Source organism: Massilia yuzhufengensis, from assembly GCF_900112225.1.
Taxonomy (GTDB): domain Bacteria; phylum Pseudomonadota; class Gammaproteobacteria; order Burkholderiales; family Burkholderiaceae_D; genus Telluria; species Telluria yuzhufengensis.
In genome coordinates, this window is sequence record NZ_FOLD01000006.1 from 1 (window position 1) to 25,260 (window position 25,260).

General features: G+C 61.1%; 18 protein-coding genes and 1 pseudogene. 5 read left to right on the forward strand and 14 right to left on the reverse strand.

The window, feature by feature from the left end; translation table 11 throughout:
* Positions 1-476: IS3 family transposase (locus BM031_RS07105; protein ID WP_143084523.1), on the forward strand; the 476-nt coding region annotated here is incomplete at its 5' end.
* Positions 477-1,149: 673 nt separating this feature from the next.
* Here the strand turns inward: BM031_RS07105 and BM031_RS24960 are convergent.
* The gene (locus tag BM031_RS24960) at positions 1,150-3,375 is read right to left on the reverse strand and encodes a hypothetical protein (RefSeq protein WP_143084524.1); all 2,226 of its coding nucleotides are present in this window, start codon (positions 3,373-3,375) and stop codon (positions 1,150-1,152) included.
* Between the two features lie 334 nt (positions 3,376-3,709).
* On the opposite strand from BM031_RS24960, the pseudogene BM031_RS07110 reads away from it, so the two are divergent.
* Positions 3,710-4,646, forward strand: a pseudogene (locus BM031_RS07110) (IS5 family transposase).
* Positions 4,647-5,204: 558 nt separating this feature from the next.
* On the opposite strand, the gene BM031_RS07115 reads toward BM031_RS07110, so the two are convergent.
* The 6 genes from BM031_RS07115 to BM031_RS07145 all read right to left on the reverse strand — a co-directional run bounded on the left by BM031_RS07115 (position 5,205) and on the right by BM031_RS07145 (position 13,919).
* Positions 5,205-5,690, reverse strand: coding sequence for a Mov34/MPN/PAD-1 family protein (locus tag BM031_RS07115; RefSeq protein WP_177207677.1), 486 nt, complete (start codon positions 5,688-5,690; stop codon positions 5,205-5,207).
* Entirely contained in the window at positions 5,687-7,369 is a 1,683-nt protein-coding gene (locus BM031_RS07120; RefSeq protein ID WP_218147573.1) for a ThiF family adenylyltransferase, read from the reverse strand. Before BM031_RS07120 ends, BM031_RS07115 begins: the two co-directional genes overlap by 4 nt.
* On the reverse strand, positions 7,362-8,609 hold the full coding sequence (locus BM031_RS07125; RefSeq protein WP_218147574.1) for a nucleotidyltransferase domain-containing protein: 1,248 nt from the start codon (positions 8,607-8,609) through the stop codon (positions 7,362-7,364). Before BM031_RS07125 ends, BM031_RS07120 begins: the two co-directional genes overlap by 8 nt.
* 16 nt (positions 8,610-8,625) lie before the next feature.
* On the reverse strand, positions 8,626-9,627 hold the full coding sequence (locus BM031_RS25470) for an SAVED domain-containing protein (RefSeq protein ID WP_177207678.1): 1,002 nt from the start codon (positions 9,625-9,627) through the stop codon (positions 8,626-8,628).
* Positions 9,628-10,864: 1,237 nt separating this feature from the next.
* Positions 10,865-13,324, reverse strand: coding sequence for a phosphoenolpyruvate synthase (gene ppsA / locus BM031_RS07140; protein ID WP_091873026.1), 2,460 nt, complete (start codon positions 13,322-13,324; stop codon positions 10,865-10,867).
* A gap of 37 nt (positions 13,325-13,361) precedes the next feature.
* A complete protein-coding gene (locus BM031_RS07145; protein ID WP_091873029.1) occupies positions 13,362-13,919 on the reverse strand; it encodes a glutathione peroxidase in 558 nt (185 codons plus the stop codon).
* A gap of 109 nt (positions 13,920-14,028) precedes the next feature.
* Between BM031_RS07145 and BM031_RS07150 the strand changes: the two genes are divergently transcribed.
* From BM031_RS07150 to BM031_RS07160, 3 genes are all read left to right on the forward strand, one after another.
* Positions 14,029-14,496 carry a bacteriohemerythrin gene (locus BM031_RS07150; protein WP_091873032.1) on the forward strand — a complete coding sequence of 156 codons (468 nt, stop codon included), beginning with the start codon at positions 14,029-14,031 and terminating at the stop codon, positions 14,494-14,496.
* 116 nt (positions 14,497-14,612) lie between these two features.
* Complete coding sequence (locus BM031_RS07155) at positions 14,613-16,010, forward strand: aromatic ring-hydroxylating dioxygenase subunit alpha (protein WP_091873034.1); 1,398 nt, start codon at positions 14,613-14,615, stop codon at positions 16,008-16,010.
* Between the two features lie 41 nt (positions 16,011-16,051).
* The gene (locus tag BM031_RS07160; protein WP_091873037.1) at positions 16,052-16,621 is read left to right on the forward strand and encodes a 3-phenylpropionate/cinnamic acid dioxygenase subunit beta; all 570 of its coding nucleotides are present in this window, start codon (positions 16,052-16,054) and stop codon (positions 16,619-16,621) included.
* Positions 16,622-16,729: 108 nt separating this feature from the next.
* On the opposite strand, the gene BM031_RS07165 is transcribed toward BM031_RS07160, so the two are convergent.
* From BM031_RS07165 to BM031_RS07195, 7 genes are all read right to left on the reverse strand, one after another.
* Positions 16,730-17,929, reverse strand: a complete 1,200-nt coding sequence (locus tag BM031_RS07165; protein WP_091873039.1) for a multidrug effflux MFS transporter — start codon at positions 17,927-17,929, stop codon at positions 16,730-16,732.
* 62 nt (positions 17,930-17,991) lie between these two features.
* Positions 17,992-18,918, reverse strand: coding sequence for a quinone oxidoreductase family protein (locus BM031_RS07170; RefSeq protein ID WP_091873042.1), 927 nt, complete (start codon positions 18,916-18,918; stop codon positions 17,992-17,994).
* A complete protein-coding gene (locus BM031_RS07175; RefSeq protein ID WP_091873044.1) occupies positions 18,918-19,748 on the reverse strand; it encodes an SDR family NAD(P)-dependent oxidoreductase in 831 nt (276 codons plus the stop codon). The genes BM031_RS07170 and BM031_RS07175 overlap by 1 nt, the downstream gene beginning before the upstream one ends.
* 27 nt (positions 19,749-19,775) lie before the next feature.
* On the reverse strand, positions 19,776-20,597 hold the full coding sequence (locus BM031_RS07180) for an enoyl-CoA hydratase/isomerase family protein (RefSeq protein WP_091873046.1): 822 nt from the start codon (positions 20,595-20,597) through the stop codon (positions 19,776-19,778).
* A 1-nt stretch (position 20,598) separates the two neighbouring features.
* A complete protein-coding gene (locus BM031_RS07185) occupies positions 20,599-21,564 on the reverse strand; it encodes a VOC family protein (RefSeq protein WP_091873049.1) in 966 nt (321 codons plus the stop codon).
* Positions 21,557-24,013, reverse strand: coding sequence for an efflux RND transporter permease subunit (locus BM031_RS07190; RefSeq protein ID WP_091873051.1), 2,457 nt, complete (start codon positions 24,011-24,013; stop codon positions 21,557-21,559). Before BM031_RS07190 ends, BM031_RS07185 begins: the two co-directional genes overlap by 8 nt.
* Before the next feature lies 1 nt (position 24,014).
* Positions 24,015-25,145: a YCF48-related protein gene (locus BM031_RS07195; protein WP_091873054.1), complete on the reverse strand. Its 1,131-nt coding sequence runs from the start codon at positions 25,143-25,145 to the stop codon at positions 24,015-24,017.
* Positions 25,146-25,260 lie beyond the last annotated feature (115 nt).

The window sequence follows — 25,260 nt, forward strand, 5'->3', positions numbered from 1 at the left end:
TCACGTACATCCGCACCTATGAGGGCTGGCTTTATCTGGCCGTCGTACTGGACCTGTTTTCACGTCAGGTGGTCGGCTGGTCGATGAGTTCTCGAATCGATCGCGAGTTGGCCATGAATGCGCTTTTGATGGCTGTCTGGCGTCGGCAACCCAAAAATACAGTGATGGTGCATTCCGATCAGGGCAGCCAGTTCAGCAGCTACGACTGGCGCGACTTCCTGGACCAGCACAACCTGCAGCAGAGTATAAGCCGGCGTGGGAACTGCCACGATAACGCCGTGGCCGAGAGCTTCTTCCAGCTCCTGAAACGGGAACGGATCCGACGCAAGACCTACGGTACTCGGGAAGAAGCAAAACAGGATGTCTTCGATTATATTGAGATGTTTTACAATCCCAAGCGCCGGCACAGCGTCAGCAATGACTTGTCGCCGGTGGAGTATGAAAAGCAGTACTTCAAGCAGCTCGCGAGTGTCTAGGAAACTCGTGGCGATTCAATACCATGTCAAGGTTGTAGATCTTTCGCCTGACAAAGACGGGCATTTAACTGCTCTTACGGTACTGCGACTACCATTCTCGCCACCAGAGCCTTGTGTCCATGGTATCGCGAACGAAGTGCCACCGACGGACCTGAAGCTACTGGCCTCCACAAAGCTGGAGCGGTTCAGTTGTATGCACCAGCGCTACTGAGTCCCCCCGGCGGGCAATCATCGCCGCCGCGCTCACCGGGTTACCGAAGGCCGTCGGGCGCGCAGCCCTATGTCGTAAGGCAGCATCGCGACACTGCAGCCCTCCTGATCCGTACACTAAGCTCCGGCGAACGCTACCTCAATTGGCTCGTCACCGAAACGCTCATCGTGCAGATCACAAGCCACCCCATTGTTCCGCAGCAGGTCGAGCGCTTCAACAAGACAGCCCCGCGGCAAAGTAACATGCGGTAGTTTGTTCTCCGCGTTCCCGATCAAGTAAGCAAATGCTGTTTATCGCTTTTTGACTCCTGTAGAGACCGTAGCGGGGGCTTCTTCCTTGACGTATTCCACGACTCAATGTTTTAGCAGAGAAAATTAAACGGGAGAAGAAGTTGTTGCTGTTAGGCGGCTTGAGGCCCCGCTTGCCGAAACAAATCGCCCAAAATTTTATTGGCGAGAGAATTTAATCGACAATATCGTCCATGCCGAAATTGGCGATCGAGCCAATTTGTGCTCGCGCTTTATCCAAATGATCTCGAACGTTTCTCTGTATGACACGTTCAGGCAGACCAGCAAAAGACGACCTAATCCTTTCAGCCTCGTCCATTAAATCCCTCGTTAGAAGAGAGCCACTACGGAAGGTCATCAATAATGGAAGATGGGATCCCTTAGCTTTTGGAACATTACGTCTGTTAGGGCCGAATGCTAGGTAATTAATCAAAAAATCCGCAGCCATAACAGGGGAGTCGTGTGGAGTCACGTCTTGGCGTTGGGACAGGAAATTCTTCAGCCCGTAGGCTTGTCGATCAACTGTAAGCCACCAAGCACTATAACCGAACGCCGACTTACTTTCCTTCTGTCGAAGCTGTACTATGCCAGCGTAGCACTCGATGTCGTGTTTTACTAGCCGAGTTATGGCAATGTCGTCAAGCCTATATCCGTACTGTTCCTGTCGGCGGTCGTATCGCTCTATCAAAATTTGTTCTAATGCATGTCGTAAAGCAGGTTCAGCTGCAGCGCATTCAACGTCGAGATCGCGCTCGGTGATTCCAAACTCATCATTGAGATAATCTGCCAAATCATCCAGAGGACGTGCTTCCCCTCTAAAATTGAAAAGCCAGTTTTCGAATGATGCTGCAGATCTACCGTTCGAAATGTACTGATCTAACAGATAAGGAATTGAACCTTGCCATTGATCATGTTTAAGACGGGTGCAATACAGCGCACGGTTCATATGACGTTCCACTTCTTCGATAACCCCACGGGTAACATTCAAGGTCAAGCCTGCCGCCCTTGCCGCATCGATCATCTGCGTAAATCGACCTTGCAAACTCTCACCATCAGCTAAAGTCTCTGCAATCAACGGCAGAATGATGTTGGTGTCGAGCCATAGAGTTCCATGCGAAAACATCTTTGCCACGGCGCCCTGCACGTCGGGCGTCTGTTTCAAAAACGCCATTAGTGTGTATGAGTCGGCAAGAAGACGCAAATAACTCTGGATCTCGAGATCGGAGCTAATAAGTATCTCACGTACAGCAATTTGAACGGTGTCAACCCAGTCAATACCCTTGGTTTTTTTAAGGTGCGAACTGGAAATCTCAGAAGTTACTGTAGACCTAAAATCTTCTTCTGCAAGGCTATCCAATTTCCCCATCTGGATGGCCATAGCGAATGATTGACTACGTTCAAACAAAACCGCGTCGGTTGCAAGCCTAATAACTGATGCCAACTCACCAAGCTGCGCCGCTGTTATAGATTTTTGGGGAACAATTTTTTCCGCAAGCCTCGCGATTACATTACTCACCCTTTCTTCCGACATTGCAGCGTCGACTCGATAGTCCTTTACACGAAGCACTTCGTCATGTGAAAGACAAAACTCATCCTGTTTTGCCCAATGCTTGATTGTAGCCTTAGATAAGCGGGTTAACGCGTTATCAACGTAGGTAATAATCTGTTGCTCAGGATGCTCAGGCAGGAGCAATCTAACCTGCATTCGTATTTTCTCACGGCTTAGACGATTATCAGAATCGGTCGACGATAGAGCAGCAAGAACAAGAGATTCAAAAGTAAGTTTTGTCAAACCTTTATCGCGTTCAGAATCGTGCCACTGCAGCCCGAGATAGGTAACCGCAGCAGTAAGTTCGTTATTAGACAACTGGGCTTGCACCTTCGGACCCACGCCCGACTTAGCTAACAATGGGTCGACAATAACACTTGAAAGCTCCTCGGCAGCTGCTTGACGCTGCATAGTCGAATTTACGCGTTCAATAAACCAATTCTTATCTCGAACATCAAGCGTAAGACCTTCTTGACGATAAGTTTTTTTAAGATCGTCAGCAGCAGCACCAATTACCTGATTTGAAACATATATCAGCATCAAAGTGTTTGGAAGCGTCGATTTTAACCGCTTAACTGTTGCCTTAATTTTTGTGTTCCATTTAGGCGTCACGGAGTATTGGAACACAATCGACGGCTCTTGCGTCGGTGAAAACAACTCTGCATCTCTTCCGTCATCTCCTCCTGGAAATGCTACAGTCCGTATGTGAGTAAATTCATCAATTAGAAAGGCAGATGCTAGTTTCTCAAATCGTTCCCAGTCGGAGGGCTTTAAGCGGTCAAGCGCTAATTCAAGTCGATTGCTATTCATTTTTTCATAATTTCTGAAAGCTTTTTTTGGGTCTTTGATCACAGTCCCTCCCGCGCTCTAACGAATTCTTGAATTAAAGACGGTGTGACGCTCTTGTTATTGAAGTTTATCAGCTGTAGCGCGGAGAATGTGAACAACTTTTAGTTATCAAAAAAGACACTACATAGAATTTCATCCTCTAACGCTACAAGAATCCGCCTCGTATGCAGCGGCCCCGTGGGGCTTCGTGATGTGTGATTGCAAACGGTCGCATGCCACGTAGTCTACTGGTTCACCAACCCTGCTCACCCTGCGCTTCGTATTGAGATCGAACTGGCTTTATTGCACAAATCGGCCCGTGCAGCGGGCCAGAGTGGGTCCAGACTAAACTGATGACATGAGCGCCCTGACAAAACCGAAGTACCGAACAACCAGCCGGAACGATTCCAACCCAGCGCTGAAGGCGCGCGGCTCTCTGCTCATTTGGCTAGACAAGGGAATGTGCTGTACGGCAGCGCCAGCAGCAAGCGAGGCCGCCAACCAAAGTACAGCGAGGCAGCGATCGAGTTCTGCCTGACGATCAAGGGCTTGTTCAGTCTGGCCCTGCGCCAGCCCATGGCCATGAACATGGCGCAAAGTCTACTCAATCTCGCTGGCCAGGCCTGCCCTAGCCTGGCCTGGCAGCTGCCTGACCGGCGCAACATTTTTCGCTGACGATCGGCGCGCAGCCGATGACCACGGAATTACACGTCCTGGTCGACAGTACGGGCGTCACGATGCTGGGCGAACGTGAGTGGAAGACCAAAAAACATGGGGCCGGCTACCGCCGCCAGTGGAGCAAGGTTCACTTTGGCGACGAAGCGTCCATGCTCGAAATCCGGGTCATCAAAGTGACCGACAATGCCACCGGAGATAAGCCGATACTTCCATGCCGGCTTGACCAGATTCACGGTGACAAGACCGTCACGAGCGTCAGCGGCGAAGGTGCCTGCGACACCAAAGGCTGTCACGAAGCGATTGCACAAAGTGGGAAGCAGGCGATTATCTACTCGCAAGAGCGCCAAACCATACGAGGACCCGCGTCCTGGTGCCGCAGCCCGCGATGCTATCCTGGCGGCGACGCGCCTGCTTGGCAGGAAAATCTGGAAATATTGGAGCGGCAATTACCAGAGCAGCTTGGTTGAACTGAGATGCGTCGCTTCAAATTACTTGACGATCGCGTGATGGCGCGCGACCTCGACCGCCAGATCGCCGAACTGCGGGTCCGTGCCACTATCCTCAATTGGTTCACCCGGTTGGGCACGCCCACGACTAGCTCGCTGAACAAATCGTAATTGTGCCTTGGGTCAGGGAATCACAAACTCCACTGCCTCACGCAAAAGAGCCCCGTGGCCCCGTAACCTCACGCGCTACGCGATTCTATGGGTGAACGCGATCTAGTTTGCAACAAGGAAACCGAAGGGCCATTGATCATTCAGATCGAACAATCAATGGCTCAAGCAAATTTCCTTTAAAATCAGTTGTTTGACTTACTACAATCGTTCCGATCACTCCGACACATTTCAATGACTGAGCTAAGCGCTTAAATTGCTTAGTGTTTTCCGGTCCCTCTCGGGCATGTACCATTCCCGATACCATACAGAGGTCATCGATCTGTGAACCGGCAACAACAGCATTACCTCGAATTTCCTTTACCGCGAACAATTCCCGCTGTTGATTCCTATTTTCATAGGTTTCGCGAACGATCTGCTATCGACCAGACTTAAACTAACCGCTATCCACGAAAGCCGGGCGGTTCAATGAGGTGACGTGAACTAGCCCTTCAGCAACGAACAATGTGGAGGTGCGTACACATGTACATTCTCTGCCCAATGACCAAGCCTACACTTCGCCTATGCCTCTACCAGTTTGAGCCAATCAGATCGGTGATCTGCTCGGGCCAGCCATAAAGCCAGATGAAGAGGGCAGCCTTGGTTACCCAAGATAACCAGTAGGAAGCCCCTCATCGCACCCTCGAAAGCGTCAAGGTAGTCCATGGCAGTATTCCGATCCTGTACAGATGGCGTCGGATTGACTTCGGGATGCGTGTGCCACAAGCCAACTGCATAACGTCCCTCGGCAAAATGGCTGTGCCTGTCCGCAGTTGCGCGGCGGGCATCTGGAATGAAAGCATGCCGGCGGCGCACATCGCTGCGATGCGGCCCAGTCGCGTGCGTGATGATAACGGCACTGTCATGGGGGGTGTGGCTAAACAACTGCCCGCCAGCCTCACGGTCAAGCCAGCGCTTTTGCGCATATTCATACATGTGAGTAAGTACCGGCTCATCGAACAAGACGTATCCCGCCCCGTCCGGCAAATAGAATTGGCGATTGTTCATGGCCATGGGCGGCAAAGCAGCACACCGTCGAGTTTCGTTGCTGAGTGGGCCCACTCGCGCAGAACCAGACCGGGGTAGTGAGCATCCAAAAAACTTTGCCCGCGAACCCAACTCCGGAGATGTGATGCCGCGACCTGCCGGTCGATCAGCGCGAGTGCGGCCTCCGCTACGAGTGCAACAGCGAACGTCGCTTGAGCCGGCGTGTAACTTTGAAACTGGCTGCTACAGCCGGGTTCTTGCATGATGACGTCATCGGGCCAATCGACCGCTTGCAAGTCGATCAGCCTGTCGGGAAGCCCGGCGAGCCAGTGCTCCGTGTCCTTCAGGACGCAAACGTGGGCGGCAGCAACATAAGGCTCCATCCAGCTGATCACGAGCGGTCGCGGGTGAAGCAACCTGGCCGTCTCAAGCGCTGCACGTACATCCGGTTCACCAGTGATATCCAGAACGATATCGACGCCGGAAAGCGTGGCCCGCATTAACCAAGCTTCTGCATCTTCTCTGGAATAGTCCAATTGACACGAGGGCACCGCCCGCCCGACATGCGCAGCGATGCCCTGGGCTTTCGGCAAACCGAGCATGTCGGCACCGAGCAGATGCCTGCCAATGTTAGACGCCGAAAGGAAATCAGGATCAACGACGGTGATCCTGCCGACACCCGAGCGCGCAAGGGTATCGATCACTACACTACCGAGCGCACCGGCTCCCAGAACGAGTACATGCGAACGCTGACGCGCACCTACTTGTGCATGCTGGTCCCGGCCACAGGTCCATCCTGGGTCGACCCGCTCCACCAGCAATGGCAAAAGCTGCCCAGTTGGATAAGCACGCTTTGTCTTGCCCTTGACCACCACGGTTGGCGGGCCGCCGGGTAATAGGTAGCCGTACGTGCAAGTCGGCGCGCGCAGTAGAACTAGACGATGCGTTGCCCGCGCGTGGGATGCCCGTTCAAACGCCCGGTACTGCACATCATTCAGGCGACTCTGCAGAAGGCTCAGGATGTCGGTCAATTGTGCCGGCCAAGTCCGCGGCGTAAAAGGAAAATCGACTGGGATATCTGCGACGATGACCGTCGCGACTTGGGTCGCACGCGGACCAAGCGACGCGATCAGCCGCGAAGCCAACGGGAGATTGTCGCCAACGATCAGGGTGCGCGAAGGTTGCAGTAACTGGCCATCAAGCAGACGCGGCTCGGTCGGGCGCACATCGAGCGTATACACCCGCTTTACTGCGTCGACATCCGATGCGTATCGATTGACATGGATGGTCCAATAATTGGCTGTTTCCTTCTCGAAGTCGCAGTCAAGTTTGCCCGTCAGCCAGGGAACGAGAAACTCTTCCTGGAACAGGGCCAATAGCCGATCCAGGCGTGCTTCCGCCGTAGCCCCGCTCGCAGGACCTGCTTCGCCGGAAAAACAGAGATCGCCGCTGGAGTCGACATGCGGCACGCGTAGGATAGCGTCTCTGGACAACTGAATGCGCGCCCGTTCTTCAGGAAACTTCCCGGGCAATACCAGCCACGCATTCGAGAAAGCCCTCTCCTCCGGCATTGGGGGCAGAACGAGAGCGAACCGCCGTTGACGGCGCTGGTTGGCGTCTTCCGCCACGCCAGCTATCAGTGGATGCTTAAGCAGATGGCTCTCGAGAGGGCTGGCCGCGGCACCAATCGAGTCAGGCAAGGCCGCGTCCTGGACGTACCGGTTGCACTTGGCGCGGCTGTGCTGCCGCGAGGCCAGTCAGCATGCTGTGTGCCGCATCAGGCGAAACCACCGCGCCCTCGCAGCCAAACGTTTTTTGTACGCGTTTGCGAACTTCGGCTGGCTCGGTCGCGCCAAGAATGAACGTGAGATCTGCAACCAGCAGGCGGCACCAGTGCGTGAACGCGCGGGCACGCTCGCCATTGTCGGTGTTCCAGCGCTCAGCGAAGTTTTCGCCCTGAACGGTAGGATTGGCGATCACATATTCCCCGTTATGGCGCTCGACCATGTTTGGCAGCAGTTCAGCCAGTTCAGCCAGCAACTCGACTGGATGGTGATACCGGCGCTGTTGATCGGCCAGACCTGCATAGCACTGCGTCAAGAGCGTCACGATGATGACCGAGATGGGCTTGAATTTGCCGTCGATCTGACCACGGCGAACCGACATGCAACGGTGCCGCTTGAAAAGGCGGATCGCCACGCGCAGCGTGTCCGAGAGCGGCACTTCTTGGTCAGGCACTGGCTGGATATCGGCACGTTTCGCCACGGCCTCCGCCTTTAGCAGGAGCTGGATGAGGAGCTGGCGCTTGGCTTGATCGTTGACCCAGGCTGCAAACCCCGCCGGATTCGACGTCTTCCAGGATTGTGACGGCCGGTCCACCACGGCGAGGGCGGTCGACTCGTAGCCAGCGGCAGGCTGGTAACGCACAAACGCGCGCTGCCCGGCAGGCACCTTATCCAGCGGTACCGAAGGGGTGAAATCGATGTAGTAACCCTTGTTAGGAAAATTGATCCGCCAGCACCTGTTCATCTCCTCGGGTTCGTAGCCTTCCAATGCACGACCAACGTCATCGAAGAACTGCATTGGCTCGCTCGCATCCACACGCGACAGGTCGACTGCGCACACCGCGTCAATGTCGAAGCGCTCGGCAGTTGGGGCGCGTACCAATGTTTTCGTATTGGTCGAGCCTTGCGGTGCGATCGCGATGGCATCTTCTGACCAGCGCAGCCGCTCGACCAGACACCGCCCGAGTTCCTCATAACTCGCCGCGGCTTCCTCGACCAATTCGCGGTCCACTGTAATGTGCCGGTTTACGATGTCGAGCTCGCGCCCCCACACATCCAACGCGACGGCGCCGCGCTCTCGGATCGCCTTCTCAAGCACATCGGTACGGTAGGTCAATGCTGATTCGACGAGCTGGTCATACTTGGTCTTGGACATGGATTCTCCTTATGGGCTAGCGAAGCTGGATGCGAACAGGATGGCCACTGCCAGGCGCCAGGGCATCGGTGGCCTGCTGGCCGTCGATCGTCATGGCAGAGAGGAAGCGGGTTGTATGGTTTGGACGGTCGTAGACGACATAAGGACAATGATGCCCAGCCTGCAGCATCTGGCCAAAACGGAACAGCGTGCTGGCCGGCGACAACCCGATGAAATGAACTTTGGAAGCGCGCATCCCGTCCTGGACCGCCGCGATAGCCTGCCTGGCAATCTCATTAAATTGTTCGAGATCGTCGGGGTGCCCAATACAGGACAGATTCGGATGGGCAGCGCGGATGCGCACCCAAGGAATGGCGCCGGACTTGACTGCCGCATCGAGCTCCAGCGGTAGTGCCTGGTCGTCCGCGGTCGCGGTCAACTCGAGCGTCAAGAGCACTTCGCTTGCGCGGCCAGCGCCCGCTCCCTCCAGGTAGAACGCTCCCCTTGGCTGCGGTGTCGCACCCTCCTCCCAGCGCCAGGTGCTGCGATGACGATGGTACTGGAAGACCTCGACCCTTCTCGCCTCACCGACAATACGGCCGGCAAGAAGCAGTACTGGGACCGTATGCAAGGGGAAGACCGACAGCACGTCGAAGTGATCGTCCTGGTCCTGTGGGGTGCCGAGTTCCCGCACGAACGCATCCAGTTCACGCGCATGCTCGTGCAGCAGGTGCCGCCAGAAATCTGGTTGATCACGGTCGTCGCGCTGCGTGCGCCGAATCGGATAGCGGACAGAAGGAAGGCAGGCAAGGCCGCGATCCAGCATCGCTTGCCGGATTTCACGTTCCGACGCCTGAGACCAGGCGCCGGCGACGTTACCGAGCACCGCGATCGCCTTCGAACGGGGGAAAGCAAGGCCATCGAGCGACCTGCGCACGATTTCTGCATGCTCTCGACGCATGTCGCGCAAAACTGGCACAGAATAGCCATCCGGGTCGATCCTGTCGATCAGGCGATGGTGCTGATCGCACATTAACATGACATTTTCCGGGTCGGCCGACAGCCGATGCGAATTCGTTGGGCAGCCACGCGGCCCATCCTCATCGGAAGCAACGATGTGAGCCAGGTAGCCAGCCGCGGCTAATTCGGTCGTTAGCGATGTCCGTCCAAGGTCCACACCGCACCCACGAAACATGCAGCGACCGGCGGCGTCGTGCCAGACGCGCCGCCCTCCTGCGGGCGGTAGCGGCTTACCGCGCCCTGTATCGAACAATGCTGACCTTGCCTTAAACCACTTCCTGAGATCGTCCTTGTCCGTCCCAAGTGCACTTACACTCCAACGAGGATCAGGCGTCGCGTGCCCCTGCAAAGCACTTTCGGCCACTTCGACCCGGCGCAGCCGATCTGCCTGAGCAATGAGTCGTAAGGACTTAACCGAGTGCGGACCTGGGTCCGCCGGCCACAATTCGCTGGGACGGCTGTCATCATAAAATGCGCAGCGATGTTTGGCATAGACGATTGTGACCAAGCATTTCTGCTTGTGGCAGTCCTTCAACCACACATCCAGGTCGTCATCATCCAGGGTGCGCTGTTTAGATATCGGAGCCGTGCCTTGAAGGGGAGCTACGATCAGACCCTGCTGTAAAGGTGAGACTGCGTTTGTCAACAAACTCTCCTATGATTTTCGGCAACTCTTTCGCGAATCCATATATGGCAGGTTTTCGCAATATCAATAGGCTTCTAAAAAAACGTTCACGTTGACGACAGCGTACAGCCAGCGTCCAAGCTTGCGCGTCAACACATCGAGCGCAACGATGAAGGAGCGCAGTTGACTTCCCCTACCTCATGGGGTTGCAAAGTACTGTGGGCTCCGAAACTCAGGGACGAAGACCAGTGCGGAACCCTGATCTGCAAATCCTTGAAGTGAAGGTAGGAGTCAATCCCATCCCCGCAACTCAGGCTGCTGCAAAGCCTGTTACCGCCGTAGCAGAGTTTTACGTAGGTAAGCTGACCTAGAACGCCAGCTTCGATAAGTACTAGCCAGCTTCGATCGGATCGACTATCAATCTTGAGCGGTCTTAAGGCTACCCTCGTTGGACCGCTTAATCTAAAAGAAAAGCTCGCCGAAGCGAGCTCTCTTCAAAACCGCAAAAACGCAGTTTCCAGCGGGAAACCCTACTCCCACTCAATGATTAATGGATAAGCTAAGTAACTGAAACATCATGGTTTTTCCAAGACGGAGCTCATCCATACCATGAGCGATACCATTGGCCGGACTACTCCTTGGCCAGCCTGTTCCAGGTATCGATTACCGAATCGGGATTGAGCGACATCGACTCGATTCCCTCAGCCACCAGCCACTCCGCGAAGTCCGGATGATCCGACGGCCCTTGCCCGCAGATGCCGATGTACTTGCCTTGAGCGCGGCACGCCTTGATCGCCATCGACAGCAGCGCCTTGACGGCCGGGTCGCGCTCGTCGAAATCCTTGGCCAGCAGCTCCATGCCGGAATCGCGGTCCAGGCCCAGAGTGAGCTGGGTCAGGTCATTGGAACCGATCGAGAAGCCGTCGAAGAACTCAAGGAAGCGCTCGGCCAGGATCGCGTTGGACGGCACTTCGCACATCATGATCAGACGCAGGCCGCCTTCACCGCCACCTTCGCCGCGCTTGAGGCCATTCTTGGCCAGCAGGTTCACGACTTGCTCGGCCTGGCCCAGGGTGCGCACGAACGGGATCATGATCTCGACGTTGGTCAAGCCCATGTCGTTGCGCACGCGTTTCATGGCGGTGCACTCCATCTCGAAGGCTTCGGCGAAGTCTTCGGCAAGGTAGCGCGCGGCGCCGCGGAAGCCCAGCATCGGGTTCTCTTCGTCCGGCTCGTAGCGCGAACCGCCGATCAGCTTCTTGTACTCGTTCGATTTAAAGTCCGACAGGCGCACGATGACCGGCTTTGGCCAGAACGCCGCCGCGATGGTGGCGATGCCCTCGGCCAGCTTGTCGACGTAGAAGGCGCGCGGCGAGGCATGGCCGCGTGCGACGGATTCCACCGCTTTCTTCAAGTCGGCATCGATGTCCGGGTACTCGAGGATCGCCTTCGGGTGCACGCCGATGTTGTTGTTGATAATGAACTCGAGCCGCGCCAGGCCGACCCCGTTGTTCGGCACCGACTGGAAGTCGAACGCCAGCTGCGGGTTGCCGACGTTGAGCATGATCTTCGTTTTAATCGGCGGCAGTTCGCCGCGCGAGACCTCGGTGATCTCGGTTTCCAGGATGCCGTCGTAGATGCGGCCTTCGTCGCCTTCGGCGCACGACACGGTCACGAACGTGCCGTCCTTGAGCACGTCAGTCGCATCGGCGCAGCCTACGACTGCCGGCACGCCCAGTTCACGTGCGATGATCGCCGCGTGGCAGGTACGCCCGCCGCGGTTGGTGACGATCGCCGCGGCACGCTTCATGACCGGCTCCCAGTTCGGATCGGTCATGTCGGCTACCAGCACGTCGCCCGGCTGTACGCGTTCCATCTCGGAGGGATCGCGAATGACGCGCACCGGACCGGCGCCGATCTTCTGGCCGATTGCGCGGCCGCTGGTGAGCACCGTGCCCGAGCCCTTGAGGCTGAAGCGCTGCTGCGAGTCGGTGGCCTTTTGCTGGGATTTGACGGTTTCCGGACGCGCCTGCAGGATGTAGAGTTTACCGTCGCGGCCATCCTTGCCCCATTCGATGTCCATCGGGCGGCCGTAGTGGTTCTCGATGATGACGGCGTACTTCGCCAGCTCGACGACTTCGGAATCGAGCAGCGAGTAGCGGTTGCGCATCTCGATCGGCACGTCGACGGTTTTCACGGAACGGCCGGCTTTCGCCTCGTTCGTAAACTCCATCTTGATCAGTTTCGAGCCGATGTTGCGGCGGATGACCGCCGACTTGCCCATTGCGAGCATCGGCTTGTGCAAGTAGAACTCGTCCGGGTTGACGGCGCCCTGCACCACGGTCTCGCCCAAGCCATAGCTGGAAGTGACGAACACCACGTCCTTGAAGCCCGATTCGGTATCGATCGTAAACATCACGCCGGAGGCGCCGGTATCCGAGCGCACCATGCGCTGAACGCCGGCCGACAGCGCCACTTCGGCGTGCGTGAAGCCCTTATGCACGCGGTAGGAGATCGCGCGGTCGTTGTAGAGCGATGCGAACACATGCTTCATCGCCTCTAAAACGTTGTCGATGCCGACCACGTTCAGGAAGGATTCCTGCTGGCCCGCGAACGACGCGTCCGGCAAGTCTTCCGCGGTGGCGGACGAGCGCACGGCGAACGACATTTCGCTTTCCGAGCCGGCCACCAGGGTATCGTAATAGGTGCGGATCTCCTGTTCCAGGCGCGGCTGGAAGGGCGTGGCGACGATCCACTGACGGATTTCAAGACCGGCGGCCGCCAGCGAGCGCACGTCGTCGATGTCGAGGCCTTCCAGGCGCGTGGCGATACGCTGGCCGAGCGATGGGCCGCCATCGAAACGATGGTCGAGGAAATCGCGGAAGGCGTCGGCCGTGGTGGCGAAGCCGCCCGGCACGCGCACGCCGGCGCCGGCCAGCTGGCTGATCATCTCTCCCAGCGAGGCGTTCTTGCCGCCGACCGACTCGACGTCGGTCATGCGCAGGTTCTCGAACGAGGCGACGTACACACTCCTTGTCCCATCGGCCGCCGGATGGGGCGTGGTCACCCCGATATTGAACAGTTCAGTCATCCTAGCTTCCCTTACACGTTGTTGATTCTGTTCGCAGCTACGCGAGCTTGCCCAGCTCGCGCTCGACCGCCTCCACCAGCACCGGGTGATCAGGCGCGAGGTCGGGGCTGAAGCGTGCAACGACGCGGCCGTCGCGTCCGATCAGGAATTTTTCGAAGTTCCACAGCACATCCGAGGGCGCGGCCTGCTGGTAGCCATAGCCGGCAAGTCTGGCCCGCATGGCGCCGTCGGCAGGATCGATCGCTTGCGGCTGCAGGCGCGTCAGCGCGCCATACAGCGGATGCCGGGCGGGGCCGGTCACCGCAATCTTCTGCCCGAGCGGAAAATCGACACCGAAGGTGGTCTCGCAAAACTGCGCAATCGACTCGTTATTGCCTGGCTCCTGTCCGCCAAAATCATTGGCGGGAAAACCCAGCACGACCAGGCCGTCGCCGCGGCGGGCCGCGAACATCCGTTCCAGGCCCTCGTACTGCGGCGTGAGACCACATTGCGACGCCACATTCACCACCAGCACGACCTTGCCGGCATAGGCGGCCAGCGTAGCTTCGCTGCCATCCATGAGCCTGAACGGTATGTCGACGATCTGCGTTTCCATATTTGATGCTCCTCTCCGGTTGACGATATTGCCGATAACTTGTGAACCTATGCTACCATTTTGCTAGACACTTTAGTCAAAAGTGTCACGATTAATGGGAGACGAGAATATGGCAGCGCATACCGAAGAAGCATTCACCTGGTCCGATCGTTTCCTGATCGGCCACGACGCCATGGACGCCACGCACCGTGAGTTCGTCGACATCGTCGGCGCCATGCTCTCGGCTCCCGATCATGAACTCGGCCGCCTGCTCGATACCTTCGCGGAACACGCTGAACGCCACTTCGAGGAAGAGCGCCAGTCGATGCTCGCAACCGCCTTCCCCGCCGCGCAATGCCACATCGACGAGCACCAGGCCGTGCTGGCGTCGGTGCACGAAGTCCGGGCGCTGCTGGCCGGCGGCGGGCGCGAGCCCACCTGCCGCGCCCTTGCGCGCGAACTAAGCCGCTGGTTTCCCGCGCACGCCGACTACATGGACGCTTCGCTCGCCCAATGGCTGGTGAAAAAGCGTACCGGCGGCATTCCTGTCGTGCTGCGGCGCAACGCTTGCGCCGGCGCGCCCGTGGAGACGAGCTAGCCTTCACACCGAAGCGGTGCTGCCATGACAAATAAATCGACACATCCGCATCCATTAGTTGAACATACTTCGTATTTGTGTACAATTAAAGTGCGGGCAAAACAAAGGAGACAAAGATGCACCAGAATGCCGAAACAAGACTGCGGGACGGGACCAGGATCTCGGACCTGATCAACCACGAGACACGCGAAGTCAAGGTACGTACCCTCTCCGATCCGGAGCTGTACGAACTGGAAATGGAGCGGATCTTCGCCAAGACCTGGATCTTCCTGGGCCATGACACAGAAATCCCCAACAAGGGCGATTTCATCACCCGTGACATGGGTTCCGATGCCGTCATCGTCGCGCGCGACCGCGACGATCAGATCCACGTCTCCCTGAATGTCTGCCCGCACCGCGCGATGAAGGTGCAGACACATGACGCCGGCAACACCAACGTCCACATGTGCATCTACCATGGCTGGGCGTTCAAGCCGAACGGCGACTTCATCGGGGCGCCGGTCGAAAAAGAATGCATGCACGGCCACATGACGCCCAAGGACCAGCTGGGGCTGAAGAAAGCGCGCGTCGCCCTGTACGGCGGCCTGATCTTCGCCACCTGGAACGTCGATGGCCCGACCCTCGAGGAATTCTTTGGCGACGCCAAGTACTACTTCGACACCCTGTTCCTGCGCACCAAGGGCGGCCTCGAGGTCCTCGGCCCGCCGCAGCGCTTCCGCCTGAACGCCAACTGGAAGACCGCCTGCGAACAGTCGGCGGCCGACGGCTTCCACACGCTCACCCTGCACCGCTGGCTGGCCGAAGTCGGGCCGTATGCAAAGAAGCCGGACGCCGAGGGCAAGGGCGCCGACCTGTCGCCGGAGATGTACGGCAGCGAAGTGTGGACCGATCATGGCCACGCCATGCGCTGCATCGACCTGGACCGCAAGATCGTCCGCCTCACCGGCAAGAACCCCGATGAGCTCTCGCCCGTCGAGCGCCTCACCGCCCTGCCGCCGCCGGGCATCACGCCCGAAATGATTCCCGAGCTGCTCGAGCGTTTCGACGACGGCCAGCTCAAGCTCATGTCCTGGCGCCCCCCTCAGGTCGGCGGCTTCTTCCCGAACGGCCTGTTCGAATTCATCTACCTGCCGCAGCCGGATGGCACGATCGTGGGAGCCTGCGCGCTGCATGCCTACATTCCCAAGGGACCGGACAAGCTCGAGTTCATGAACTGGATCTTCGCCGAGAAGGACACGCCGCCTGAACTCAAGGCGCGCATGCTGCGCCAATCGGTCCAGATGCTCGGCACCTCGGGCATGGTGGAGATGGAAGATTCGGACACCTGGCCGCACCAGACCGAAGTGGCCAAGGGCGTGGTCAGCAAGACCATCACCCTGAAATACCAGGCGAAATTCGACAAGGGCGCTCCCGAAGGCTGGCCGGGTCCGGGCCATGTGGGCGACGGCTTCACGAAAGACGACACCCAGTGGGCATGGTGGAAGTACTGGCACGAGCTGATGACCGCAGAATGAGCAGTCAGCCCGAACCCCGACAATACCACCAGGAGACTCACATGGAACGAAATCCGCTCGAACCGACGCCGCTGCCGCCTTCGGTGCGCGCCAACCGGGTCGCCATCGGCAGCCAGGTCTACAACGACATCGTCGAATTCATGTACGACGAAGCCGAATACTTCGACACGCTGCGCCTGCGCGACTGGCTGGCCATGGTCGCCAAGGACATCGAATACACGGTGCCGCTGCGTCATACCCGCGCCACACGCGACCAGGACAAGTCGATCGTGCGCACGGTGCAGCACATGTTCGACGACTACCGCTCGATCACGCTACGCGTGATGCGCGTGATGGACACCCGCAGCGCCTGGGGCGAAGACCCACCGTCGCGCACCAAGCACATGGTGTCGAACATCCGGGTCTACCGTACCGACAAGGAGAACGAGTTCAAGGTCCACAGCTATATGTTGCTGACCCGCAACCGTTTCGACAACGACAAGTTCGACCTGGTCCCCTGCGAGCGCCACGACGTGATCCGCAAAACCGAGGAAGGCTACCTGCTGGCGCGGCGCGAGATCATCATCGACCAGGCGGTACTGGGCACGCCGAACCTGGGCATCTTCCTGTAAGCCTGCACCTTCGCACAAGGAAACAAGCCCTGCGGCCGTACCGGCCGCAGGGCTTTGTCATTGGTGCTCCGGGACCAAGGCGCGATGCCTCGGTGATCTTCGTGAAGCCTATTTCGACAGCCGCGCCGCGAGCAGCGTGCCGAGCCCGGCGCACACGAACAGGGCGGCCGCACCCAGCGCCAGCGACAGGAGCGATCCCCACAGCAGCGGCGCCAGGACAGCCGCGATGAATGCATTGAATCCGGTCTGCGCGAACAGTTGCACCGACGACCCCATGCCGCGCCGCGCGGGCACGCAATCGAGCGCACGGATGGCCAAGGTCGGGATGGCGAGCGACATGCCGATATTGAATACGGCCACATACAGCACATACCACACCGGTTCGGGCGGGGCGGCCAGGCACACGGCGAGGTTGTACAGCGTCGCCGCCGCCATCAGGCCGAAGCCGCCGAGCAGCGTACGCCGCACCGACCACCGCACCGCCATCCTGCCCGCCAGTGCCGAGCCGCCGACCAGCCCGAGCGTCGCAGGGCCGAACAGCCAGAGGAAATCGGTTTCGCCCAGGCCCAGGTGCTGCATCAGGAACACTGGCGCCGACAGTACGTAGATGAAAAAAGCACCGAACATCAGCGCGTAGGCCAGCGACCAGGCCATGAAGGCGCCGTTGGCCAGCAGCGCGGCGTAGCCCTGCACCAGGTCGGCGGCGCGGAAAGGCCGGCGCTGGGCCGGCGGCAAGGTCTCGGGCAGGCGCAAGGCGACTGCGAGAAACAGGGCGGCCGCCATCAGCGCAAGGAACAGGAACACCGACCGCCAGCCGAACGCGAGCTGCAGGGCGCCGCCGGCCAAGGGGGCAATCGCGGGAGCCACGCCATACAGCATGACTACCTGCGACATCATGCGCCGCGCGAGCGGGCCGTCGTGCAGGTCGCGCACGACGGCCCGCCCGATCACGATCCCGGCGCCCGCGGAAAATCCCTGCAGCGCGCGTAGCGGCCAGAGTTGTTCGACACGGGTTGCAAACACGCAGCCGAGCGAGGCTGCTGCATAGACAGCCAGTCCGGCCAGCACCACCCTCCGCCGCCCGTACGCGTCGGAAACCGCTCCGTGCCACAGGGACATGAAGGCGAAGGCTGCGAAATAGACCGAGATGGTCTGCTGGAGCGCCACCCGGTCGGTATGCAATACCCGCTCCATTTCGGGGAAGGACGGCAGGTAGGCATTGATCGAGAACGGACCGAGCATCGCCAGCCCGGCCAGGATCAGGGTGATGCCGAACCGGCCGGGCGCAGCGGTGGCGGCGGGGCCCACCTAGCGCCGCATGCCGAGGACGGCGGAGGGTTTGTGTCCCTGGCCTGTTGCCATGTCGGGGTTCAGCCGCGCACGCGCGCGGTGATCTTCGCGTGCGGCCCGCTCACTTGCGCCGCCCATGCCTCGGCCGCGTCGTCGAATGCGAAATCCGTGTAGTCCACCTGGATGTTCTGCTCGCGTGCGATGCGCAGCAGGCGTTCCCAGATGGCGCGGCGGTCCGCAGGCGGACGCTGGCCGGTGCCGATGCACGACAAGGTACGGAACAGCAGGTCGGCGATGTCGAGCTGGACCTGGCGGCCGGCGCCGGTGCCGATGGTCATGATGCGCGCGCCCCAGCGGGTGGCCTTGAGTGCGTTGAGCATCGGCTGCCCGCAGACCAGGTCCAGCACCACGTCGAAGCCTTCGCCGGCGGCGGCCTTGAGCGCCGCGACGTCGTCGTCGCCGCCCAGTACCACGACCTCGTCGGCGATGCCGCGTTCTTTCAGCCGCGCCAGCGCGTCAACCGAGCGTGCGGCCGCCACCACCCGGCCGGCGCCGAGGAAGCGGGCCAGTTGCAGGGCGATCTGGCCTAGCGTGCCGGTCGCGCCCAGCACCAGCACCGCCTCGCCAGGCTGGATATTGGCCTGCTCGAGCGGCACCAGGGCGCCGGTGGCGGCAATGCCCATCGAGATGGCGGTACGGTCGTCGACATCGTCCGGTACGTCCCACACTTCCGCGACCGGCACCAGGGTGCGCTGAGCCCAGGCGCCGTAAGGCAGAACCGAGCGCTCGCCGAAATAGACCCGGCGCCCGTCAGGAGCACGTCCGACGCCTTCTCCGCGGATCACGCACGGGTATTGCACGCCGAGCCGGTAGGCGCCCAGCACGTCCCAGCCGCCCAGGCCGGCCGTGTCGACCACGATCAGGACCGCGCCTTCTTGTGCGGCCGGCTCCGGAAAGTCGCGGATAACCGGCGCCGCGCCGCGTTCGTGGATGATGGCGGCCTTCATCACATCCCCTTCGCGCCGGTCTGCGCGAACAAGGCCTTCATCGCCACCAGCGAGGGCGTATGGCTGCCGAAGCCGCCGTCGGCCACCAGGGTGGTACCGGTGACGAAGGCGGATTCGTCGGATGCCAGGAAGGCCACCACGTCGGCGATCTGGCGCGGCGTTCCGAGTTCGGGCGTGAGGTGGTTGTCGCGCAGGATATCCAGCAAGGGCGCCGGCATGCTGCCGTGCGCATTCTCGGCCGGCGCCAGGCCGATCTGCAGCGCGTTCGAGCGGATGCCCTGTTTGCCGTACTGGGCCGCCACCGAGCGGCTGAGCATGATCAACGCCGCTTTGGAGGCCGCGTACGCCGACAGCGACAGGTCGCCCTGCACCCCGAGGCCCGAGGTGACGAAGATGACCGAACCGCGGCCATGCTTGAGCATCTCGCGGATCGCGTATTTACTGCACAGCATGGCGCCGCGCAGGTTGACCGCCATCGCACGGTCCCAGGCCTCGACGTCCATGTTGATCACGTCGCGGTCGCGCTGGCGCTGCTCGACGCTCAGCACCGCGGCGTTGTTGTGCAGGATATCGACGCGGCCGAAGCGGCCGACTACCGCCTCGACCATGTTGCGCACCTCGGCTTCAACCGAGACGTCGCACTGCACCGCAAGCGCCTGCCCGCCCTGTCCTTCGATCTCCGCCGCCACGCGCTGCGCTGCTGCGCCATCGATGTCGACGATCGCCACGTGCGCACCGTGCAGTGCCAGCACGCGCGCAGCCTCGGCGCCCAGTCCGCCGCCGGCACCGGTCAGGATGGCGACCCGGCCATCCAGTTTCTTGTTACTCATTTATTGTCTCCTTCAGTATGCCGACGTTCAGCGGCCGGTGAATTGCGGTGGACGCTTCTCGCTGAAGGCCAGCGCCGCTTCCCGTGCGTCGTCGCTGGGCTTGAGCATGGCGAACAGGTCCAGCTCGAGGTCGAGGCCCTGGCGCAGTTCGAGATCGAGCGCGCTGCGCGCCGCCCGTTTGACCGACAGCGTGGCGGCCGGCGCGCGCGCGGCGATGCGCAGGGCGAAAGCGCGCACTTCCTCGACCAGCGCACCGGATTCGCTCGCCATGCGCGTGACCAGCCCGATGTCCCTGGCAGCCCGGGCGTCGAGGCGCTCGCCGGTCAGCAGCAGGTCCATCGCACGTCCGGGTCCGACCACGCGGGCCAGGCGCTGGGTACCGCCGCCGCCCGGGATCAGGCCGAGCGCCGTTTCCGGCAGGCTGAATACCGCATCCGGGGCGGCAAAGCGGATGTCGCAGGCCAGCGCCAGCTCCAGGCCGCCGCCCATGCAATAGCCGTGCACGGCGGCGATGACCGGTTTTTGCACCGTATCGATCGCCTCGATCCAGCGCGCGCCCTGCATGCGGCGGCGCACCTCGACGGCGGTTTCGGGACCGCGCTTCTCCTTGATGTCGGCGCCGGCGCAAAACCCCCGCGCGCCGTCGCCGCGTATCGCGATGACGCGCACCGCCGGGTCGGCGTCGAGCGCGCGCAGGGCTTGCGGCACGCCCTGGCGGATGTCGTCGTTGATGGCGTTGATCTGGGCGGAGCGGGTCAGCACCACCCAGGCGAGAAGCCCTTCGCGCTCGATGGTGACGGCGGCATTGACCACGCTGGTCGACAGGTCGTCCGGGTCGTGGAAGTCCATGTCAGGCTTCCTCGAACTCGACGAGCTGCCCGCGCAGCTCGGACGCGTCGATCCGGATCAGGGCCTTGCCGCCAGCCGATTCGGATTCTTCCACCCAGGTAAACTTTGTGCCGCGCTCACGCAGGTCGTCGGCCTTGGCCGCCAGGCCGTTGACGGCGATGCGGATGTAATACAGGCCCGGCCCCCAGTTGTTGAGGTAATGCGCGGCCGGAGTGTTCCAGGCGGTCGGCTGGATCACGTGCAGGGCGGCGCTGTTGGCCACCGTGAACGGCATGACCGCGCGGCGCTGGCCCTCGCGGCCGAGCAGCTCGACCCCACCCTGCGGTTCCCAGTCGAGGTTCTTCGAGCAGCAGCGCAGCGTGTGGTCGAGGTCGCGCACCAGGAAGGCGCGCGCGCTGACCCGCAGCATGTCGCCCGGACGCGGGTCGCGCGGCTGGGCCGGCGGCGTGGCGAAGGTGTCGGGCGGCATCTGCAGCGGCTCGGTCGGCATCACTTCGATGCACAGGCCGCCGTCCACGTCCGGGGAGTAGCGCGGACGCTCCGGGGTGGCGCCCAGCCACAGGCGGTCGAACGGCATTTCCGGAGTGCGCTGGGCCATGCGGAAGGCCAGGCCCCGGCGCATCAGCTTGTCCACGAAGGCATCGAATTTCGGCCCCTGCAGCGCCAGCACCACCGAGTGGGTCAGCATCGGGCGGTGGCGGCCCTGGTAATCCTTCAGGCTTTCCAGGAACTCGTGGAACATCGGGTCGCCCGGGTTGTCGTAGTCCAGGTGCCACTGCGGCTCCAGGCGCGTGGGCGAGACGGCCAGCGACTTGTGCACGCGCAGGAAGTGCGCGATATACGGATGGTTGTCGAAGGCCTGGCGCCAGTTCGGGTGGCTGTGCACGCCGAGCTTCTTCACCAACAGTTCGGTCATCCCGTCCGGGTCGGGCAGCATCATGTCGGCTGACAGCAGCAGGTCAAACATAGGTCTTCTCCAGTGTTGGGGTAACGCGCGCATCGTCACGTGCGCTTTTTGGATTGAGCAGGAAGTAGGACAGGGCCGGCGTCAGCATCAGCGCGCCCAGCATATTCCAGAGGAACATGAAGGTCAGCAGGATGCCCATGTCGGCCTGGAACTTAATAGGCGACCAGGCCCAGGTGACAACGCCGGCCGCCATCGTCAGGCCGACCAGCGCGACCACCTTGCCGGTGAAGTCGAGCGAGCGGCGGTAGGCCGCGCGCAGGCTGTCGCCGCGGCGCTGGCAGGCGATCTGAACCGACAGCAGGTAGAGCGCGTAGTCCACGCCTACCCCGACCCCTACCGCGATCACCGGAAGGGTCGCGACCTTCAGGCCGATCCCGAGCCAGACCATCAGGGCCTTGCACAGGATGGTCGTGATCACCAGCGGGACCAGGGCCACGATGGTGGCGCGCACGCTGCGGAAGGTAATCAGGCACAGCAGCGCGGTCGAGCCGTACACTGCCAGGTACATGGTGATGATGCTCTTGCCGACCTCGATATTGGTGGCGGCCTCGATGCCGGCGCTGCCGGCGGCCAGCAGGAACTGCACCGGTTCCTTGGCGCCAGGTGCGGTGTTGTTGAGCTGTGCGTAGCCTTCCGCGGTCTTGAGGATGCGCGCCACGGTGTCGGCCTTGTGGTCGGACAGGTAGGCCACCAGCGGCGATACCGAGCAGCTCTGGTTGGTGATGTCGGGGGTGGCGATGGCCGCCGCCGACATGGCGCCGTCGGTGATCGACTGGTTGCGGCTGATCGTCAGCCACTTGCCGCTGCCTTCGGTCATGGCGGCGGTGGTAAACCTTACCGTCTCTGCCAGCGAAGTCGTGGTCTGCACAGCCGGATCGGCGCGCAGCAGCTGGGCCAGGCCGTCCATCTTGTTCAGCGCCGGCACCAGGCGGCAGCCTTCGTCGGCGGTTTTCATGATGACGACGAACTGGTCGCTCGACAGGCCGTAGTTGCGGGTGATGTAGGCGTTGTCGCGGTTATAGCGCGAATCCGGGCGCAGTTCGGGTGCGCCGGCATCGAGGTCGCCGATGCGCAGGTCCTGCATCACCACCGCCGACACCGCCGTCATGGCAAGCGCGACGCCGATCACCGTGATCGCCCAGCGCCTCTCGGTCAGCCGGTCCAGGTGCGCCCAGAGCCGTCCCAGCACCGAGCGGCCCTGCGCCATCTCCTGGTCTTCCTCGAGCGCGCGCTGCGCCGCCTTCGGGCTGATGCCGATATACGACAGCGCGACCGGGATCAGGAACAGTTTGGTGAACACCAGCACCGATACGCCCATGCTGGTGGTGATCGCCAGGTCGCGGATCACCGGAATGTCGATGATGATCAGTACCGCGAAACCGACGATGTTGGCCAGCAGCGCCGTGACGCCGGCCACGAACAGGCGGCGGAAGGTATAGCGCGCAGCGACATAGCGGTGGGTCCCGCGCCCGATGTCCTGGATGATGCCGTTCATCTTCTGGGCGCCGTGCGACAGCCCGATGGCGAAGATCAGGAAAGGCACCAGGATCGAGTACGGATCGAGTTCGTAGCCGAGCAGCTGCATCAGTCCCAGCAGCCAGACCACGCCGAGGACGGCCGCGCTCACCAGCAGCGCCGTGCTGCGCAGGCAGCGCGTGTACATGTAGACGAACACGGTGGCGATCGCCACCGAGACGGCGAAGAACAGCATGACGGACTTCAGGCCTTCGATCAGGTCGCCGACGATCTTGGCGAAACCGACAATGTGGATGCCGACCTTGTCGCTCTCGTAGCTGCGGATCTTCTGTTCCAGCTGCTGGGAAAAAGCACCGTAGTCCAGCGGCTCGCCGGTCTTGGGATCGGTGTCGAGCATCGGCGCGACGATCATGCTCGACTTCATGTCGAGCGCCACCAGGCGGCCGACGATGCCGGCCTTGGCCACGTTCTCGCGCAGCTTGGCCAGTTCGGCCGGGCTGCCGTCGAACTGCGCCGGCATCACGGCGCCGCCGGTGATGCCGTCTTCCGTGACCTCGCGCCAGCGCACGATCGGCATCCAGATCGACTTCATCCAGGAGCGGTCGACACCCGGGATCATGTACAGGTCGTCGTTCACCTTGCGCATGACTTCCAGAAAAGCCGGGTCGTAGATGTCGCCGGTCTTGTTCTCGACCACGATGCGCACCGTATTGCCCAGGCCCGGGAGCTGGTCCTTGTGGGCCAGGTAGTTCTGGATATACGGGCTGCTGAGCGGGATCATGCGCTCGAAGTTGGCGTTGACCTTGATCCGCGTTGCCGCATAGCCGAGGAATAGCGTCGCCAACAGGCAGGCCAGCAGCACCAGGATGCGGTGGTTGAAAATGACCCGCTCGAGCAAGTTGCCCGAGGAGCGGTCGAAGGAATGGAGGTCCCGCACGACGGGCATGCGGGGCTGTTCGGTATGCGCGGCCATGTCAGTTCTTCCCCATTCTTGCAGCGTCGGCCCCGCAGCCTGGAACCTGCGCCATCCTCGCGCCAGCGGTTCCGGCCAGGGCGACCTGCCCCGTCCCGGCGGGCGCCGCGCCATACACCTCGCCGTTGCGCGCGAGACGTGCATCGACGGTCTTGCCGCCGCGGTGAACGAGCATCTGCCCGGATTGCGTTACGAAGGCCAGTTCCCCCGGTGCGCAAGCGAAGGCGCCTACCACGGTAGCCTGGGTGCCGAGGGCGAGGGGCTCCCAGCTTGCCGCGCCATCGTTACTGACAAAGACATTGCCGCGCAGGCCGAACGCGAACAGGCCGGCTTCGTTGGAAGCAAGGCCGAACCAGGTGCCGGTATAAGGAGTTTCGACCTCGGCGAAACGGCCAGCTGCGCGGTCGAGCCGGCGTAGCAAGCCCTGCTCGCCGGCCAGGTAGACGTTGCCATCGATGGTCTGCTCGAGCGCATACAGGTGCATGCGGCGATCGTTCCCGGCCTTCTCCAGCCAGGGCTCCCATGTCTTGCCGCCGTCGCCGGTGCGCAGCAGCAGTCCGAATGCACCGGCCACGAAGCCTTCGCCGTCGGCGCCTATGCGGATGTCGAGGAAGGGATACGGCAGCACGCCGGGCGTAGCCGAGAGCGCGGCCGCGCGCTTGACTTCGTCGACGATGGCCGCGGCGTCCGGAACGCCGGCCGCAAGCTGGGCGCGGTAATGCTTGTCCAGCATGGCCAGCAGGCTGCGGCCGTCGAGCACCCGGACCCATGCCTGACCGCCATCGCTGCTGCGCAGCACCACGCCGTCGTGGCCCGTAGCCCAGGCCGTGTTAGGGCCGGTAAAGCGCACATTGGTCAGGTCGGACGTGACCGGCACGTCGGCCTGTTTCCAGGTCTTGCCGGCATCGCGCGAGACCAGTATGGTGCCGCGCACACCGACCGACACGGCGGTGTTGCCCTGGACCGCAATGCCTGTCATCGCCCGCTTGAACGCGGCCGGCGTGCGCTCGGCTGGTTTATCAAGGACTTCGGCGCCGGAGGGAAGCGGCAGGCCCAGGCAGGCGGCCACGGTCAGGACGGCCGCAAGCGCTCGGCGCCCCGGTCCGGATGCAATCGATATAGAGATGTTCAACGGAGACTCCGTGTTGGTACGTACAACTCGACGGCTGCCAAACCGGTAGCGGCGCTATCGGACGGCCTGCCTGCCGCTGCACCGCCGCTGCAGCCAGCAGGCGACGGACAGCCCT

Excerpts from the sequence above, each read along its gene's own strand:
- BM031_RS07115 (WP_177207677.1), bottom strand. The coding sequence starts at position 5,690 with ATGAACAATCGCCAATTCTATTTGCCGGACGGGGCGGGATACGTCTTG.
- BM031_RS07125 (WP_218147574.1), bottom strand. The coding sequence starts at position 8,609 with ATGTCCAAGACCAAGTATGACCAGCTCGTCGAATCAGCATTGACCTAC.
- BM031_RS25470 (WP_177207678.1), bottom strand. The coding sequence starts at position 9,627 with ATGTTAATGTGCGATCAGCACCATCGCCTGATCGACAGGATCGACCCG.
- ppsA (WP_091873026.1), bottom strand. The coding sequence starts at position 13,324 with ATGACTGAACTGTTCAATATCGGGGTGACCACGCCCCATCCGGCGGCC.
- BM031_RS07145 (WP_091873029.1), bottom strand. The coding sequence starts at position 13,919 with ATGGAAACGCAGATCGTCGACATACCGTTCAGGCTCATGGATGGCAGC.
- BM031_RS07150 (WP_091873032.1), top strand. The coding sequence starts at position 14,029 with ATGGCAGCGCATACCGAAGAAGCATTCACCTGGTCCGATCGTTTCCTG.
- BM031_RS07155 (WP_091873034.1), top strand. The coding sequence starts at position 14,613 with ATGCACCAGAATGCCGAAACAAGACTGCGGGACGGGACCAGGATCTCG.
- BM031_RS07160 (WP_091873037.1), top strand. The coding sequence starts at position 16,052 with ATGGAACGAAATCCGCTCGAACCGACGCCGCTGCCGCCTTCGGTGCGC.
- BM031_RS07170 (WP_091873042.1), bottom strand. The coding sequence starts at position 18,918 with ATGAAGGCCGCCATCATCCACGAACGCGGCGCGGCGCCGGTTATCCGC.
- BM031_RS07175 (WP_091873044.1), bottom strand. The coding sequence starts at position 19,748 with ATGAGTAACAAGAAACTGGATGGCCGGGTCGCCATCCTGACCGGTGCC.
- BM031_RS07180 (WP_091873046.1), bottom strand. The coding sequence starts at position 20,597 with ATGGACTTCCACGACCCGGACGACCTGTCGACCAGCGTGGTCAATGCC.
- BM031_RS07185 (WP_091873049.1), bottom strand. The coding sequence starts at position 21,564 with ATGTTTGACCTGCTGCTGTCAGCCGACATGATGCTGCCCGACCCGGAC.
- BM031_RS07190 (WP_091873051.1), bottom strand. The coding sequence starts at position 24,013 with ATGGCCGCGCATACCGAACAGCCCCGCATGCCCGTCGTGCGGGACCTC.